Origin of the sequence: Mycetocola zhadangensis (assembly GCF_003668565.1) — a bacterium.
Lineage (GTDB): Bacteria > Actinomycetota > Actinomycetes > Actinomycetales > Microbacteriaceae > Mycetocola_A > Mycetocola_A zhadangensis.
Window position 1 is genome coordinate 1,102,195 of sequence record NZ_RCWJ01000001.1, and the last position, 14,552, is coordinate 1,116,746.

Sequence of the window (14,552 nt, forward strand, 5' to 3'; positions counted from 1 at the left end):
CGAGCACGCAACTAGGATGATGCTGTGTCAGAACCCCCCGCTGCAGCGCCCGTCCCCGTCGAGGAACGGCTCTTCAGCCTCGTGCTCGCCCTCCTCGCCACAGAGCAGGGCCTGACCAAGTCAGAGATTCTGTCGACGGTTCAAGGGTATCGCCAGCGCTACTCACAGTTTGGCGACAATGCGAGCCTCGACCGGCAGTTCGAGCGCGATAAAGACGACATTCGCGAGCTGGGTATCCCGCTCGAAACCTTGGATCAGCCCGGAGATCCGGGTAACAACCAGTCGATGCGCTACCGCATTCCCAAAGGGGAATACGACCTGCCGAGCGACATCACGTTCTCACCGACTGAGATTGCACTGCTGTCCCTCGCGGCGACGGTCTGGAGGCAGGGTTCACTGTCGGCTGAGTCGCAAAGGGCAATGCTCAAGCTCAACTCGCTCGGGATCGAATCGGACGACCCTGTCATCGGTTACGCGCCCCGGGTTCGCATTCGGGAGAGCGCGTTCGACCCGCTTCGAGTTGCCCTCGACAAGCACGCGATCGTCAAGTTCCCGTATCTCAAACCGGGTGAGCCTGCCGGCAGGACGCGAACTGTGGCGCCCCTGGCGCTCGTGCAGCACCGCGGCCGCTGGCACCTATCCGCGCACGATATAGACGTGGACGACAACCGCACGTTCCTGTTGAGTCGCATCGTGGGCCCGGTCGTCTCGACGTCGAAGACCTGGGTGCCACCGGAGCTATCAGGACACGCTGAGCGGTCACTTCGCGAACTTGATGCCCTGTGGGAGTCACAGGTGGCCGTGATCCGAGTTGAGCAAGGAACGGATGCCGCCACGCGGCTCTCTAAGCGCGCCCAGGTGGGATTCGACTCGGCTGGGGCCGACGAACTGCGACTGCACTACACGGATGTTGATGTGCTTGCCGACGAGCTCGCCGGGTACGGTCCAGAGGTGCTGGTACTCACGCCAGACCGCCTCCGTTCAGCGGTGCTGTCGAGGCATCACACCACAGTCGAGCGCCACCGGGATACCCAGCCCATCGCAGACAAGGGGTCCGATCGTGGCTAGCGCTGCTCCGCATGGCAGGGACAAGCTTGCCTTCCTGCTCGCTCTTGTTCCATACCTGATGGACAAAGGACGCGTTTCCGTTGCTGAAGCGGCGCGCCATTTCGGCGTCACCGAGTCACAGATTCGGGACTCCGTCAATCTCATCGCCGTCTCCGGTGTGCCGGGCGAAACCAGTTCATACCAGCACGAAGATCTGTTTGATATCGATTGGGATCTCCTGGATGAGCGGGATGAGATCGTCATCACGCACCTCGTGGCGATAGATGATTCCCCGCGCTTTTCCGCACGTGAGGCCGCCGCGCTCATCGCCGGTCTGCAGTACCTGTCGTCCCTGCCTGAGCAGACTGACAGGGGCGTGCTCGTCTCGCTCCTTGCCAAGTTGTCACATGGCGCATCTGGAACTCCCAGTGAGGTGGCGGTGAGTTCGTCGGAGGTCGATGGCTTTGTGAGCGTTATTCGTGACGCTGTGGCCGGAGGTTTCCGCATCCAGTTCGACTACCTCAACTCCCGAGGCGCGTTGGAGCGGCGTTCGGTCGATCCGCTTCGCCTGGAGTCCCTCGACGAGGACTGGTACATGCGTGGCTGGGACCATGTCCGAGAAGCCACGCGAACATTTAGACTCGACCGGATGAGCGCTCTGTCCCGGACGACGGAGCCCGTGAGCTCGCGTGCCGGCGAGATCACGCTCGGGGACAAGCTGTTTGAACCAAGCGACACCGATCTCACAGTGGTGGTGGAACTCGACAGTAACGCCCTTCCGCTCATCGCGGACTACCTCACAACCGAAGCACCGACTCCCGTCAGCGCTACGCGCACCCGAGTTACCCTTCACCTCGCCCACACACACGGTCTCAAGCGACTCGTCGCAGGACTCGCCGGGGCCGTTACCGTGGTCGACCCGGCATCCGCACGAACACGCGTGGCAGACTGGGCACAGGCTGCTCTCGACAGATATGACGAGAACGGCTTGCCCAGCCATAAGACAGGAATCCCACGCTAGCGTGGGATAACGCTAAACTTCTGGCCAACAGCACAGATCAAAAGGATGGATCATGTTAGCAAACCTCACCGGCTGGCACCTGCTCATTGTCGTATTCCTCGTGCTCCTTCTCTTCGGAGCACCGAAGCTCCCGGCTCTCGCCAAGAGCGTCGGCCAGTCGATGAAGATCTTCAAGAACGAGATCAAGAGCGATAAGACTGACGCTCCAGAGGCGACAGCTCCCATTCCGCCAGCAACGACACCCTCGGTTCCCGCCGCTCCAACTCCGGCACCGACTGAGACCGCGGCGCCTGGCTCGCAAGACGCACACACGAAACCGTAGGGTTCGTGACACAGAGCACCACCGGGCGAAAGCGCTCTGATGGGCGGATGTCGCTCGGCGCGCACCTCATCGAACTGAGGAAACGTCTTTTCATCATCGCCGCAGGCGTTGTCGTCGCCATGATTGCTGGATTCGTTTTTTCCGAATGGGCTATCGACCAGATGGCCGCGCCGATCACCGAGATTGCCGACGACCGCGGCCAGGCACTTCTTAACTTCGACGCTGTCACGAGCGCATTCGACCTGCGGATGAAAGTCGCGCTGACACTCGGCATTGTGGCCTCGAGTCCGATCTGGCTTTATCAAATCTGGGCTTTCCTGGTCCCCGGACTCACACGCAAGGAGATCGGGTACGCTCTCGGATTCCTGTTGAGCGCTGTCCCGCTGTTTCTCGCCGGTTGCGCCGCCGGGTGGTGGGTCATGCCTCACATCGTGGAACTCATGGTCGGATTCACACCGGCGAACTCATCGAACTTCTTCAACGCCGGAACCTACTTCGACTTCGTTCTGAAACTGCTTCTTGCGGTAGGGATCGCGTTCGTTGTACCGGTCTTCCTGGTGCTGCTCAACTTCGTTGGAGTGCTGAGTGCGGCGACAATCATCAAGTCGTGGCGCATTGCCATCCTGGTGATCGTCCTGTTCTGCGCCATCGCAACTCCAGCTGCCGATGTCATTTCGATGTTCGTTCTCGCCATCCCGATGGTGGTGCTCTACTTCGCCTCATATGGCATCGCGTGGGTCCATGATCGCCGTGCGGCGAAACGCCAGGCCGCACTTGATGCAGAATTGGCTTTGTGACCGCAGACCTCAGCCCCGCGGAACGATACGCGGCTTCCCGACGTAAAACGCCTCTGCTCGACGCCTTCCGCGAAAAACAACGGTTCGACCTCGACCCGTTCCAGCTCGAGGCGTGTGCGAGCATCGAAGCGGGAAACAGTGTCCTTGTCGCCGCTCCGACGGGTGCAGGAAAAACGATCGTTGCCGAGTTCGCCATCTTCGCGGCCATGCAAAGTCCGCGCGGGAAAGTCTTCTATACGGCGCCCATGAAGGCGCTGAGCAATCAAAAGTTCGGGGAGCTCGTCGCCGAGTACGGGGCAGATTCTGTCGGCCTGCTCACGGGTGACACGAACATCAATGCGAAGGCCCGCGTTGTCGTGATGACGACGGAAGTCCTCCGCAACATGCTCTATGCGGATTCTGACCTGCTCGTTGACCTCGCTTACGTCGTTATGGACGAGGTGCACTATCTCGCGGACCGGTTCCGTGGAGCAGTATGGGAAGAAGTCATCATCCATCTCCCAGAGGCCGTTCGGATGGTCTCGCTCAGCGCGACCGTGTCGAACGCTGAGGAGTTCGGCGACTGGCTTCAAGCGGTTCGCGGACACACCGAGGTCATCGTCTCCGAGGAACGGCCGGTCCCGCTCGACCAGCACGTTCTCATGCGCGGCAAACTGATCGATCTTTTTGCGGCCCCAACGCTGGCCGAGACATCGCAGGTCAACCCCGAGTTGGTGCGGATGGCTCAGTTCGGCGGGCGCAACCTCAACTCAAAGCAGTACGGCGACGTCTCCCGCTATAACGCAAAGGGCGGCCGGCGGCCGGCGCAGCGCGTCGATCGAGGCGACGTTATCCGCCTCCTCGATGAACACCATCTGATGCCGGCCATCTTCTTCATTTTTAGCCGGGTGGGCTGTGACCAGGCGGTAACGCAGGTGCTGCGTTCAGGCATCCGTCTCACCGACGTTCACGAACGAGACGAGATCCGCGCGATCGTTGAGGACCGCTGTTCGCAGCTTCCGGACGAAGATCTTGCAGTGCTCGGTTATTGGGAGTGGCTCGAAGGACTCGAACGTGGCGTCGCCGCCCATCACGCCGGCATGCTGCCTGCATTCAAAGAGGTCGTCGAGGAGCTGTTCCGCAAGAAGCTTGTCAAGGCAGTTTTCGCGACGGAAACGCTCGCGCTTGGAATCAACATGCCTGCGCGAACCGTCGTGCTGGAGAAGCTGGAAAAATTCAACGGCGAAGCGCGTGTGCCGATCACTCCGGGGGAGTATACCCAGCTCACCGGTCGCGCTGGCCGTCGCGGAATCGACGTTGAGGGCCACGCTGTCGTCGCCTGGCAGGAGGGGCTGCACCCGCAGTCGGTCGCTTCCCTCGCTTCGCGTCGAAGCTACCCGCTGAACTCCAGCTTCAAGCCGACGTACAACATGGCCGTGAACCTGATCGACCAGTTCGGACGCGAACGTACACGCGAAATCCTGGAGTCATCGTTCGCTCAGTTCCAGGCAGACCGGGCGGTTGTGGGAATCGCGCGCAAGGTGCGGGAGCAGGAAGCGTCGCTGACGAAGTACGCGGAGTCGATGACCTGTCATCTTGGTGACTTCCGCGAGTACGCCTCAATGAGGCGTGAACTCACAGATCTGGAGCGCGGAGCCGCTCAAGCCGACAATTCCACGCGAGCGAACCGCGAGAAGCGCCAGCGCAGGGTGAATGGATTGCGGAAGCGGCTCTCGGCTCACCCGTGCCACAGTTGCCCCGAGCGGGAACATCACGCACGCTGGGCCGAACGGTACTTCCGACTCAAGAAGCAAACCGACCAGCTCACCCGACAGATCGCGACACGCACAGGCGCTGTCGCCAAGATCTTTGATCGGGTCACCGACGTTCTCGTCGAGTATGGGTATTTGCTTCCGAACGCTGACGGACAACTCGAGTTGAGCTCGGCGGGGCGGACCCTGAAGCGGATCTACGGAGAACGCGATTTGCTCGTCGCCGAGGCTCTGCATCGGAAACTCTGGAATGATCTCGATCCAGCCAGCCTTGCGGCGATGGCGAGCTGTATCGTGTTCGAACCGCGACGTGATGAGGGCCAGGTGCCCGAACGGTTCTTGCCTCGCGGCGCTTTCCGTGTTGCTCTCGACAAGACTCAGGATTTGTGGGCCCGGCTCGACGATACCGAACAGGACCACCGGCTTCCAGGCAGTGAGCCTCTCGCCACGGGGCTCGCTATCGCGATGCACAAGTGGGCGCGCGGGTCTACGCTCAACGCTGTGCTGCTCGATGCCGACATGGCTGCCGGAGACTTCGTGCGTTGGACGAAACAGACGATCGACTTGCTCGACCAACTGTCGCTTGTTGCCGATGGGGGAGTCGGGCGCAATGCCCGCAAGGCTCTTGAAGCGATCCGGCGCGGAATCGTCGCGTACAGCTCCGTGTGAGGTTGGCGCTCGATCGACGATCTAGGCTGGGGAGGTGACGCAGCCGACCCGCCCACTCTTGCCCCTGCTTGCCGCCGTTCTGGTGGCCGCAGCCGCCGGACCCGTCCTCGATGCCGGGTTTCCAGACAAGGGCATCTGGCCGCTCGCATTCGTCGGAGCCGCGCTAATCCTGATCACACTCATCGGGCGCAGCGCCTGGGGAGCTCTCCTGGTCGGATTCATAGGTGGAGTTTCTTTCTATCTCGTCCACGTTTCGTGGACCGCGCTGTATTTGGGTCCTGTGCCGTGGATTGCTCTCTCGGTTCTCGAGTCAATCTTTTTCGCCATAGGCGCACTGCTCATTACACTGGCTTTCCGCTTCATTCCCCTTGTCTGGGGAAACAGATGGGGCCGCCTCGTTCTGCTTCCCCTCGTTGTCGCCGGCTTGTGGACAGCGCGCGAGGCGCTCGTCAGCACCTGGCCGTACGGTGGATTCGCTTGGGGCCGGATGGCGCTCAGTCAGTCGGAAAGCCCGTTTTCATCGCTCGTGGCGTGGGTGGGCCTCAGCGGGTTGAGCTTCCTTATGGTGTGGCTTATTGCGTTCGCCATTCAGGTTGTTCGAGAGCCAGGCTCGCTGTCAGCCTTCACACGCGTTGCTGTTCCTGCCGCCGCGATTGCGGCGGTACTGGCGATCCCGGCAGTCCCCATCGTCACGAGCGGAACGTCGACCATCGCTGCTGTACAGGGCAACGCCAAGGCAGGCTACTTTGATCAGCGAGAGCCGGGCGACATCCTTATGGCACAGGCGTCAGCAACTCTTGACGTGGTCGGCAAAGACGTCGACATGGTGGTGTGGCCAGAGAACGGGTCAGACCTCGATCCGCTCGCCGTTCCGGAAGCGGCGGCTGTGCTCGACTACCTTGGCGCTCAGCTCGATGCACCAATCCTCACCGGCACCATCACTGAACGAGACGGCGAGTACTTCAATACCTCGCTCCTGTGGAGCTCCGGAGAGGGGGCGCTCGATTACTACGACAAGCGTCATCCCGTGCCATTCGGTGAGTACGTTCCTGACCGCGAGATCTGGGAACCGTTCGCTCCGGATCTGATCGGCCTTGTGGCTCGCGAGTACACGCCGGGCACGCGTGACAACATCTTCAATGTGAATGGCGTCATCGCCGGAATCTCGATCTGCTTCGACATCGTTGATGATGCGCTGACCCGGGAAGCCGTCGACCGCGGAGCGCAGGTCATTCTCGCTCAGACGAACAACGCGGATTTTGGCAGAACCGATGAAAACCAGCAGCAACTGGCGATTGCCCGGCTTCGAGCCATTGAATCGTCCCGAACCGTCGTGAACGTCTCAACCGTGGGAACTAGCCAGATGATCGCGCCGGACGGTCGCACGCTCACCGAAATCGAGGCATTCGAGCCCGGCTCCATGGTCGAGACCGTTCCATTGTCCAATTCCAGAACTCCGGCCATGCTCTATGGCGCACAAATCGAAGCCGTCGTCGCGACCTTCGGCCTCGCAGCACTTCTCATTGCTCGCATCAGCGTCGCACGCGGTAGGACAACGCTGGCAACAGCATCCGGGACGGGCGCACCGACGAGGGACCAGCTGCTGGTGTAGCGCCCTGGCTGGCCGAGGACTGGACGTCTTGAAGATCGAGTCTGAAGCAGCGGAAACCGAGGCAGCAAAAAGGGCGCCCGCACAGCGAGCGCCCGATTTCGTCGAGTGGAGCTAGGCTCCAACCTTCTTGTTGAGTCCTCGTCGTTCCCTAAGGAACGACAGTCGCTCTTCGAGAAGCTCCTCGAGCTCCTCGCGAGAACGACGTTCAAGCAGCATGTCCCAGTGGGTGCGTGCCTGCTTCTGGTCCGACTTGTCGATCGTGATCGGCTCCGAACCCACCATGAGGACCGCTTCGTGTCCGCAATGCCGGCACTCCCAAGTCTCAGGAGCCTCCGCATCTGCGGCGAACATCAGCGCGCTCTCGTGGTTACATGCCGGGCACAGGTAAACGAACCTGGTCCGTTCTGAAAATACGACGCCCTCTTCGCTCTGTAAGCTCTGGGCGCCGAGGCGCATTCCGCGCAAACTGCGATCAGCCATTTTGTGGTCCCCTCTTCGCTTGCTTCTCCTAGTTATAGACCCCCAAACTGGGGAGAAGCTTCCCGCCGTCGCGAAACTCGCAGCTAACGCCCAGACTCGGCAAGCCGCGTCCGCCAGGCACGAACAAGGGGGACTGCGAGGTCCACACGGTCGGTGATCAACCCGTCGACGCCGAGGCGCAACAGACGTTCCATGTCACGTGGGTCGTTCACCGTCCACACGTGCACCTCGATGCCCGCCCGGTGCAGGCTCTGCAAGGTCTTCGCCGTTACCAGTCGAAGGTTCCTGTGGCGCTCCGGGATCTGTACGACGGGCACGCCCGCGAGCGAACGCCGGACCAGCGAAGGAACTCCCGCTTTCGCACCGAGCAGGGCTCGTGTGAACAAGCGGGACGAAGCGGAGCTCACGACGCCGTCAAGCCCGTCGAGCGCGCGCAGACGTCGGCCCTCGTCGAACGAGGTCACGAGCACTCTGTCGGTGGCCAGCTCGGCGCGAATCGCATGCGCGGCTGGCCCTGCCGCGAGCTCTGTTTTCACGTCGATGTTGAACCGGATGCCGCTGAACGCGACGAGGGCTCCCGCGAGTGTTGGGACGCGGTGGCCTCCTCCCAGGTCTACCTGGCGAAGCTGATCCAGGGTCAGATCCCTGACCGCTCGGGCGATCCCATTGACCACGATCTCAGGGTCGTGCACCAGGACCGCAACCCCGTCAGCCGTCGCATGGACGTCAGTCTCGATGTATTCAGCGCCGACGTCAACTGCGGCCTGGAATGCTGCAATCGTGTTCTCCGGTGCATGCAGCGCGAGCCCCCTGTGCGCTAACACCCGGGGGAGCTGCGGTGCCAGGAATGCAGACCGTGCGGTGACATCGTCTGCCACGGGTGCTACTCAGAAACCGGCGGGGAAGACGGGGGAGCTGGCGGGGTAGACGGTGCCGTCGGAAACGATGGAGGAACATTTGCCGTGGAAACGCTCGACGGCAAATCGGGGGCGGGCGCGGCGGGGGAGTGAGGCTGGTCATCACCCTTGCCAGGAACGAATGCTTTGCCAAGCCCCTTAAGCGCTTCCGTCAGCTCGGATGGAATGATCCACAGCTTGTTGGCTGAGCCGTCTGCCAGCTTTGGAAGTGTCTGCAGGTATTGATAGGCGAGGAGTTTCGGATCCGGGTCTCCGCGGTGAATCGCGTCGAAAACGGTCGTGATCGCCTCGGCTTCACCCTGAGCCCTGAGCACGGCGGCTCTCGCATCACCTTCGGCGCTGAGGATCGCAGCTTGACGGGCACCTTCGGCAGTGAGAATCGCCGACTGTTTGGTTCCTTCAGCAGTCAGGATGAGCGCACGCCTGTCTCGTTCGGCGCGCATCTGCTTTTCCATCGAGTCCTGGATCGAGAGGGGAGGATCGATGGCCTTGAGCTCAACCCGGCCGACGCGGATTCCCCACTTACCCGTCGCCTCATCGAGCACGACCCGAAGTTGGCCATTGATGTTGTCGCGGCTGGTGAGTGCTTCTTCCAGGTTGAGACCACCGACAACGTTGCGCAGCGTTGTGGTTGTGAGCTGTTCGACCGCGCCGAGGTAGTTGGCGATTTCGTAGGTGGCCGCGCGAGCATCCGTCACTTGAAAGTAGACAACCGTGTCGATGGAAACCACAAGGTTGTCCTCGGTAATCACGGGCTGAGGAGGGAAGGACACGACTTGCTCTCGCATGTCGATCAGCGGACGAACCCTGTCGATGAACGGAACGAGAAGGTTCAGTCCCGGCTGGAGGGTCTTGTGGTAGCGGCCGAGACGTTCGACCACGCCCGCGGATGCCTGGGGGATGATTCGAATGGCCCGGAACAGGACGACCAGGATGAAAATCAGGACGACAACGCCGACCACCCAGGCGGTCACCGTGCCGATAACGTCTGATGCGCTGTTCATGAAGCGTTCCTCTCTGCGGGTATGACGACCGCGGTTGCACCGCGAATTGCCAACACCTGTACTTGCGTTCCTGGCTCGAGGCTGGTTGCGGTTGAGTCGGGCGCAACGCTCGCGGTCCACAGCTCACCGTTGGTGAGCTTCACCTGACCGCCGTGTCCTGACACTGTCTGAACGACGCGGCCAGTCGCACCGACCAGTGCGTCGACATTGCTCTTGGCGGGGTCTGCGCCTTTTCGAAGCAAACGAAGGAGGGACGGTCGCACCAGGAGAAGAAGGAGAACAGACGACGCCGCTGCGATCAGAAACTGAGCCCATAGTGGGACACCGAGGAGCCCTGAGAGGAGGCCGATTGCCGATCCGATTGCCAGCATGAGGAACGTGAACTCGAGGCTGAGCATCTCAATGGTGACGAAGAGAAGAATGAGCACAAGCCAGATGATCCAGCTGTACTCGACGACCCAGTCCATGAAACCCCCTCGTCGCTCAGCAATGCGCCTGTGCGGTTTGCCTTGTGATCGAATCTAGCAGTCCGCGAAAGGCGGTGCACCGCGACTTCTTGATAGTGTCGGGTGCCGGGAATTGCCTCTGTCCGGCTGTACCGCCCCGTGTCTAAGGAGTTCACCGTGTCCAACCCTCTTGCCCCAGGTTCACTCACAGGGAAGAACGTTCTCGTCACTGGTTCGTCACGCGGAATCGGCGCTGACACTGTGCGGTACTTCGCCGAGGCCGGCGCGAGGGTAGTCATCAACTACCGCAACAAGGAAGCACGCGCCGTCAAGCTCGCCGATTCGATCCGAGCTGCCGGCGGCACTGCGATCACCGTCGGAGCAGACCTGACGAGCCCCGCAAGCGTGAAGGCGATGCTCGACACCGTACAGACAGAGCTGGGAAACCTTGATGTTCTTGTCCTCAACGCGTCCGGCGGCATGGAGAGCGGCATGGCTGAGGACTACGCCATGCAGCTCAATCGGGACGCCCAGCTGAACGTACTCGAAACGGCCCTGCCACTTCTTTCCGAAGGCTCACGAGTCGTTTTCGTTACGAGCCACCAGGCGCACTTCATTCGAACCACCCCCACCATGCCGGAGTACATTCCTGTTGCCCTGTCGAAGCGGGCCGGAGAGGATGCTCTCCGCGCGAAGTTGCCGGAGCTCACCGAACGCAACATCGACTTTGTTGTGGTCTCGGGGGACATGATCGAAGGCACGATTACCGCAACGCTGCTCGAACGCGCCAATCCGGGAGCGATCAGTTCTCGCAAGGATTCGGCCGGAAAGCTTTACAACGTCGGCGAGTTCGCGGCAGAAGTCGCCCTGGCCGCCGTGCAGCCGATCCCGGAGAACAACACACGGTACGTAGGGGACACGAGCGACTTTCTCGCAGAGTGACGCTACGACGTTTTATGTCAAGTAAAGCGGACGGATCGCTCTAGCTTCGGGGGGAGCGTCCAAGTGTGGTGCCCTGAATCGTTTGCATGATGCCGGCGAGGATGAGCAGGATCGCCGTCACTTGCAACCAGAAGACGGTCGCCGCAACCGGAGCAAACAGGACAACGACGCCTGCGGCGATGCTGATGAGTCCGAAGGCGACGCCGACCCAGGCGCCTTTGCCGCGTGGGAGGTCCATCAGCACGCCGATGCCCTCAAGGATCCAGGTGATTCCAATGATGGTCGCGAGAACGGTGACGCCGAAGAGCGGGTTGATCAGCACGACCACACCACCGATTATCAGCAGCACACCGAGCACGGCGAGGAACGCCCGATAGGAACCCGCGAGCCCCTTCGCCATGATCGCCCTGATGATGCGTGAGGCACCGCTGACGACGAAGTACACACCAAACAACCACGCAACTGCGGTCAGCGTCGCCTGAGGCCAGAAGAGTATCGCGATTCCGAAAATAACAGCGACGATTCCGGCCACGATGCTCACCAGACGGATTGTCTTGACTTCGGACGGTGAAATGTCTGCGGGATTCACCCTCAAGAAATATGACACGATCGCCTCCGGGTTCCGGCTGCCCGCCGTCTGGTCCGCCGCACAACCGGTTTGTGAACGTAGGTCACTGGCGTGCGCTGTGCTCGATTGTCCCGCACTCGACCCGTATAGCACCAGCGATTGTTACCGTCGCGTTTATCGCCCACCGTGCCGATAATGCACATTATGTCAAGAGAACTATGAAGCGCTGTCCGCAGCGCCCGCCCGGGCCGATTGGAGGGCAAGACGGGACTACCCCACCCCTTTTCGACTGCAGTCCTCACGGTGTCGCTGGAAAGCCGACCGCTGGTATCGCTGTGGCGGCCGAGAGCGTCGACGCTTGGTGCGCGAGGTGGCGCGCAAGACGAACCGCAAGGCACGCCGCCACGAACGTCGGGTTCGCTTCCCCTGCCGTGCGAAACACACTGCTGGAGGCGATGTACAGGTTGCTTGAGCCGTGAACCCTGCACTCTGCGTCGACGACCCCATCGCCCGGTTTCGCGCTCATGCGCGTCGTGCCGATGCTGTGGAACCCATCGATGGCCTGCTCCCAGATCCCCGCTCGTACACCCTCGGGTGTATTCGCAAGGTACTCAATCCGCCCGAGACCGGCAGCACGCAGCTGCTCATCAAGCAGTTCGTGGCTGCGAACAATGGAGTCGATATCCTGGTCGGTGTACCGGTAGTCGATGGACAGACGCGAACCTCCAGCCCCTGGCAGAAGACTGAGCCTGCTCTCCCCGTTCGGGATCTGCTCGGCGTGGTAGTGCAAGGCATACCGGCCGGACTCGTTGCGGAGAACGAACCCGGGTTTCCGAACTGTGGAGAGATACCGGTGTCGGAGCACGTCTAGGACGTCGACTGCCGCTCGCCAGGGCTGACGCAACACATTGGCGACGTGCGCGCCGATGCGCCAGGGGCGTGTGCCGATGTGGCGAAGGCGAATACCCTCAGCGAGGATTCGTCGCCCGATCGGCGGGATCAGCAAGCCGAGATACACCAGGGAGAGGGTCGCGTTACGGTGGTCCACCTCGTAGAACGGCGGATTATCGAGGTAAAAGCTCGTGTTAAGGATTTCCTCTCGCCGCTGCGCTTCCTCGGTCAGGGTGAATCGCCGCCGTAGGTAGGTACCGTCTGACTCACGATGGAAGTTCATATCGCGGGCCGACTCCGGTTCGGTCAGGACGATGTCCGCGACACTCCCGGTTGCGTGGCCCATGTAGTAGCGACCGAGCGACCCGCCTGCGCCATCGAACAGCGTCGGATTCGAACGCTGAATCGTCAACAGCAGCCTCGTTGTCTCGAGGCCACCCATCGCGATCACATAGTTCGAGGCGTGCACCTGACGATGCTCCCCCTTGTCGTCGATGACAAGCGAGCGCACCGCACCTTCCGGCCCGAACTGTATATCAATCACAGGAGATTTGAGGAGCACGGTGATGCCGGGGTGCTCCCCCACCCTTCGGCCTAGACGAGCGGCGACCTTGGGCTGCCTTGACCAGCGTTCCAGTTGCGACATCTCGAAATCGCCGAGCCCGGCCCAGTCCGCCGCGTCGGTTCGAAACCGCGCTTTACCGCAGTCGAGGTAGTCCGCCGCGGCCGCCTCATACGGTCGAATGTCGTCAATAGTGATCGGCCACTGTGAGTCGGGGACAAAATCGCGGTGCTCGAGATCGATGGGTTCGAACGTGACACACCTGCCGCCCCACAGCCAGGATGTGCCGCCGATGCCACGCCGGGTCACGTGCTCGATCGGCGCATGTCGGTCGGGGTCCACGATGATGTCGGGCCCTTCGGCACGCTCGGTAATGTCACGCCGCCCGGAGCTGTTCGAACCAGCGTCAATGAGGAGAACGGTGAGTCCGGCTTCAGCTGCCTCGAGTGCACAGGTCAGGCCGATGGGCCCAGCACCAACGACGCAGCAATCAAAGGATCTTGTCCCTCCGTCAGGTCTGCTGTTCGAAGTCATTGCGATCCCCCCGCTGACCTAGTGGATGCGTCTCGTTCCCATGTGCGAGAGCGGGCACGCATGGCGACCCGTGACCGGCGCCGGGCAACAGTGGTCAGCACGACGTACCAACCCAAATCGATTGCGGTGCGCGGGCCGCGCACCGAACTCAGAAGAGCTCTCCCCCGGCTGCTCGTTGTCGACGGCACACCCAACTCAAGCTGCCCACGACGTTGCCTGGTCAGCACAGCGAGGAGTCCCTGCACATCGCGTGGTGTCCTTACCCGCATGGGGATCGCTGGGACTATCGACTTCTCATGCTCGCCGAACTGCATGTCGATCCACGAGTCATCTGCCGTCACCGCAGGGAACGAGGAAAATCGACGGTGGCCGTTCCTGTTCACCGCGTACCCGCCCGCCCCCCACAGTCGTGACGGCTGCCCTGGTATGCGGCTTCGAGCACGGTAGTACGCCCTCACTGGGCCGGCGGCGCCGTGCGTGTCGTAAACAAACCGAGGCCGAGCCGCCACGACCCCCGGTCGTTCCAATTCTTCGAAGAGTGCGACCACGGTCTCCGGTGAGACCTCGATGTCTGCGTCCAGATAGAGGCGGGGCCAGCCCGATGCGAGGGAATCACCAGCGTTCAACGCGGCGGTTTTGGATGCTTCATCGATCTCGACAACGTGCACGCCAGGGACCTCACGAGCGAGCGCCGCCGTCTCGTCCGTGCATCCGTTGCACACCACGAAAACTTCGACGTCCGACTTTGCGCAGAGCGGCGCGAGACTGCGGAGGGTTCGAACGATGACAGCGGCCTCGTTGTGCGCCGGAATGATGATCGCCCCCGGTGGGCGTTCGCCGCGTGCCTGCGCCCACTCCCCAACCGGCCAGGATCGAGGGGTTTCCTCGACCGCACCGTCACGAGGCAGCGCCCCTGCCGCCATCATCGTTGCGCTCATCGATGGGCAACGTGTGCGCAGTGGCCGATGAAGGGAGTGTGTCGACGCATG

At 61.7% G+C, this 14,552-nt stretch carries 14 protein-coding genes; 7 read left to right on the top strand and 7 right to left on the bottom strand.

Annotation, left to right across the window (positions count from 1 at the left end):
• Window positions 1-24 precede the first annotated feature (24 nt).
• From D9V28_RS05305 to lnt, 6 genes are read left to right on the top strand one after another with little or no spacing between them, the layout of a single operon-like run.
• Window positions 25-1,068, top strand: coding sequence for a helix-turn-helix transcriptional regulator (locus tag D9V28_RS05305; protein ID WP_121658605.1), 1,044 nt, complete (start codon window positions 25-27; stop codon window positions 1,066-1,068).
• Window positions 1,061-2,068: a helix-turn-helix transcriptional regulator gene (locus D9V28_RS05310; protein WP_220700468.1), complete on the top strand. Its 1,008-nt coding sequence runs from the start codon at window positions 1,061-1,063 to the stop codon at window positions 2,066-2,068. Before D9V28_RS05305 ends, D9V28_RS05310 begins: the two co-directional genes overlap by 8 nt.
• A gap of 52 nt (window positions 2,069-2,120) precedes the next feature.
• Complete coding sequence (gene tatA, locus D9V28_RS05315; protein ID WP_121658606.1) at window positions 2,121-2,390, top strand: twin-arginine translocase TatA/TatE family subunit; 270 nt, start codon at window positions 2,121-2,123, stop codon at window positions 2,388-2,390.
• Between the two features lie 47 nt (window positions 2,391-2,437).
• Window positions 2,438-3,187 carry a twin-arginine translocase subunit TatC gene (gene tatC, locus D9V28_RS05320; RefSeq protein WP_121658607.1) on the top strand — a complete coding sequence of 250 codons (750 nt, stop codon included), beginning with the start codon at window positions 2,438-2,440 and terminating at the stop codon, window positions 3,185-3,187.
• Window positions 3,184-5,607 (top strand): DEAD/DEAH box helicase, encoded by a 2,424-nt coding sequence (locus D9V28_RS05325; RefSeq protein WP_121658608.1) that lies wholly within the window; start codon window positions 3,184-3,186, stop codon window positions 5,605-5,607. The genes tatC and D9V28_RS05325 overlap by 4 nt, the downstream gene beginning before the upstream one ends.
• A 34-nt stretch (window positions 5,608-5,641) precedes the next feature.
• Window positions 5,642-7,219 carry an apolipoprotein N-acyltransferase gene (gene lnt, locus D9V28_RS05330; protein WP_121658609.1) on the top strand — a complete coding sequence of 526 codons (1,578 nt, stop codon included), beginning with the start codon at window positions 5,642-5,644 and terminating at the stop codon, window positions 7,217-7,219.
• A 111-nt stretch (window positions 7,220-7,330) separates the two neighbouring features.
• Here lnt and D9V28_RS05335 read toward each other — a convergent pair whose 3' ends face one another.
• The 4 genes from D9V28_RS05335 to D9V28_RS05350 all read right to left on the bottom strand — a co-directional run bounded on the left by D9V28_RS05335 (window position 7,331) and on the right by D9V28_RS05350 (window position 10,087).
• Window positions 7,331-7,699, bottom strand: coding sequence for an RNA polymerase-binding protein RbpA (locus D9V28_RS05335; RefSeq protein WP_121658610.1), 369 nt, complete (start codon window positions 7,697-7,699; stop codon window positions 7,331-7,333).
• Between the two features lie 83 nt (window positions 7,700-7,782).
• Window positions 7,783-8,577, bottom strand: coding sequence for a glycerophosphodiester phosphodiesterase family protein (locus D9V28_RS05340; protein WP_183086427.1), 795 nt, complete (start codon window positions 8,575-8,577; stop codon window positions 7,783-7,785).
• A 5-nt stretch (window positions 8,578-8,582) separates the two neighbouring features.
• Window positions 8,583-9,620: an SPFH domain-containing protein gene (locus D9V28_RS05345; RefSeq protein ID WP_121658611.1), complete on the bottom strand. Its 1,038-nt coding sequence runs from the start codon at window positions 9,618-9,620 to the stop codon at window positions 8,583-8,585.
• A complete protein-coding gene (locus D9V28_RS05350) occupies window positions 9,617-10,087 on the bottom strand; it encodes an NfeD family protein (protein WP_121658612.1) in 471 nt (156 codons plus the stop codon). Before D9V28_RS05350 ends, D9V28_RS05345 begins: the two co-directional genes overlap by 4 nt.
• Before the next feature lie 156 nt (window positions 10,088-10,243).
• Here D9V28_RS05350 and D9V28_RS05355 point away from each other — a divergent pair, with 156 nt between their 5' ends.
• Window positions 10,244-11,008, top strand: coding sequence for an SDR family oxidoreductase (locus D9V28_RS05355; RefSeq protein ID WP_121658913.1), 765 nt, complete (start codon window positions 10,244-10,246; stop codon window positions 11,006-11,008).
• A 40-nt stretch (window positions 11,009-11,048) separates the two neighbouring features.
• Here D9V28_RS05355 and D9V28_RS05360 read toward each other — a convergent pair whose 3' ends face one another.
• The 3 genes from D9V28_RS05360 to D9V28_RS05370 form a co-directional block, all read right to left on the bottom strand.
• Window positions 11,049-11,549 (bottom strand): HdeD family acid-resistance protein, encoded by a 501-nt coding sequence (locus D9V28_RS05360; RefSeq protein WP_220700449.1) that lies wholly within the window; start codon window positions 11,547-11,549, stop codon window positions 11,049-11,051.
• A 325-nt stretch (window positions 11,550-11,874) separates the two neighbouring features.
• Window positions 11,875-13,563, bottom strand: coding sequence for an FAD-dependent oxidoreductase (locus D9V28_RS05365; protein ID WP_121658614.1), 1,689 nt, complete (start codon window positions 13,561-13,563; stop codon window positions 11,875-11,877).
• Window positions 13,560-14,501: a glycosyltransferase gene (locus D9V28_RS05370; protein WP_229727729.1), complete on the bottom strand. Its 942-nt coding sequence runs from the start codon at window positions 14,499-14,501 to the stop codon at window positions 13,560-13,562. Before D9V28_RS05370 ends, D9V28_RS05365 begins: the two co-directional genes overlap by 4 nt.
• Between the last annotated feature and the right edge of the window lie 51 nt (window positions 14,502-14,552).

What these genes read in the sequence shown, in the direction of transcription:
- tatA (WP_121658606.1), top strand. Translation starts at nt 2,121, where the DNA reads ATGTTAGCAAACCTCACCGGCTGGCACCTGCTCATTGTCGTATTCCTC.
- tatC (WP_121658607.1), top strand. Translation starts at nt 2,438, where the DNA reads ATGTCGCTCGGCGCGCACCTCATCGAACTGAGGAAACGTCTTTTCATC.
- D9V28_RS05335 (WP_121658610.1), bottom strand. Translation starts at nt 7,699, where the DNA reads ATGGCTGATCGCAGTTTGCGCGGAATGCGCCTCGGCGCCCAGAGCTTA.
- D9V28_RS05345 (WP_121658611.1), bottom strand. Translation starts at nt 9,620, where the DNA reads ATGAACAGCGCATCAGACGTTATCGGCACGGTGACCGCCTGGGTGGTC.
- D9V28_RS05350 (WP_121658612.1), bottom strand. Translation starts at nt 10,087, where the DNA reads ATGGACTGGGTCGTCGAGTACAGCTGGATCATCTGGCTTGTGCTCATT.
- D9V28_RS05365 (WP_121658614.1), bottom strand. Translation starts at nt 13,563, where the DNA reads ATGACTTCGAACAGCAGACCTGACGGAGGGACAAGATCCTTTGATTGC.
- D9V28_RS05370 (WP_229727729.1), bottom strand. Translation starts at nt 14,501, where the DNA reads ATGAGCGCAACGATGATGGCGGCAGGGGCGCTGCCTCGTGACGGTGCG.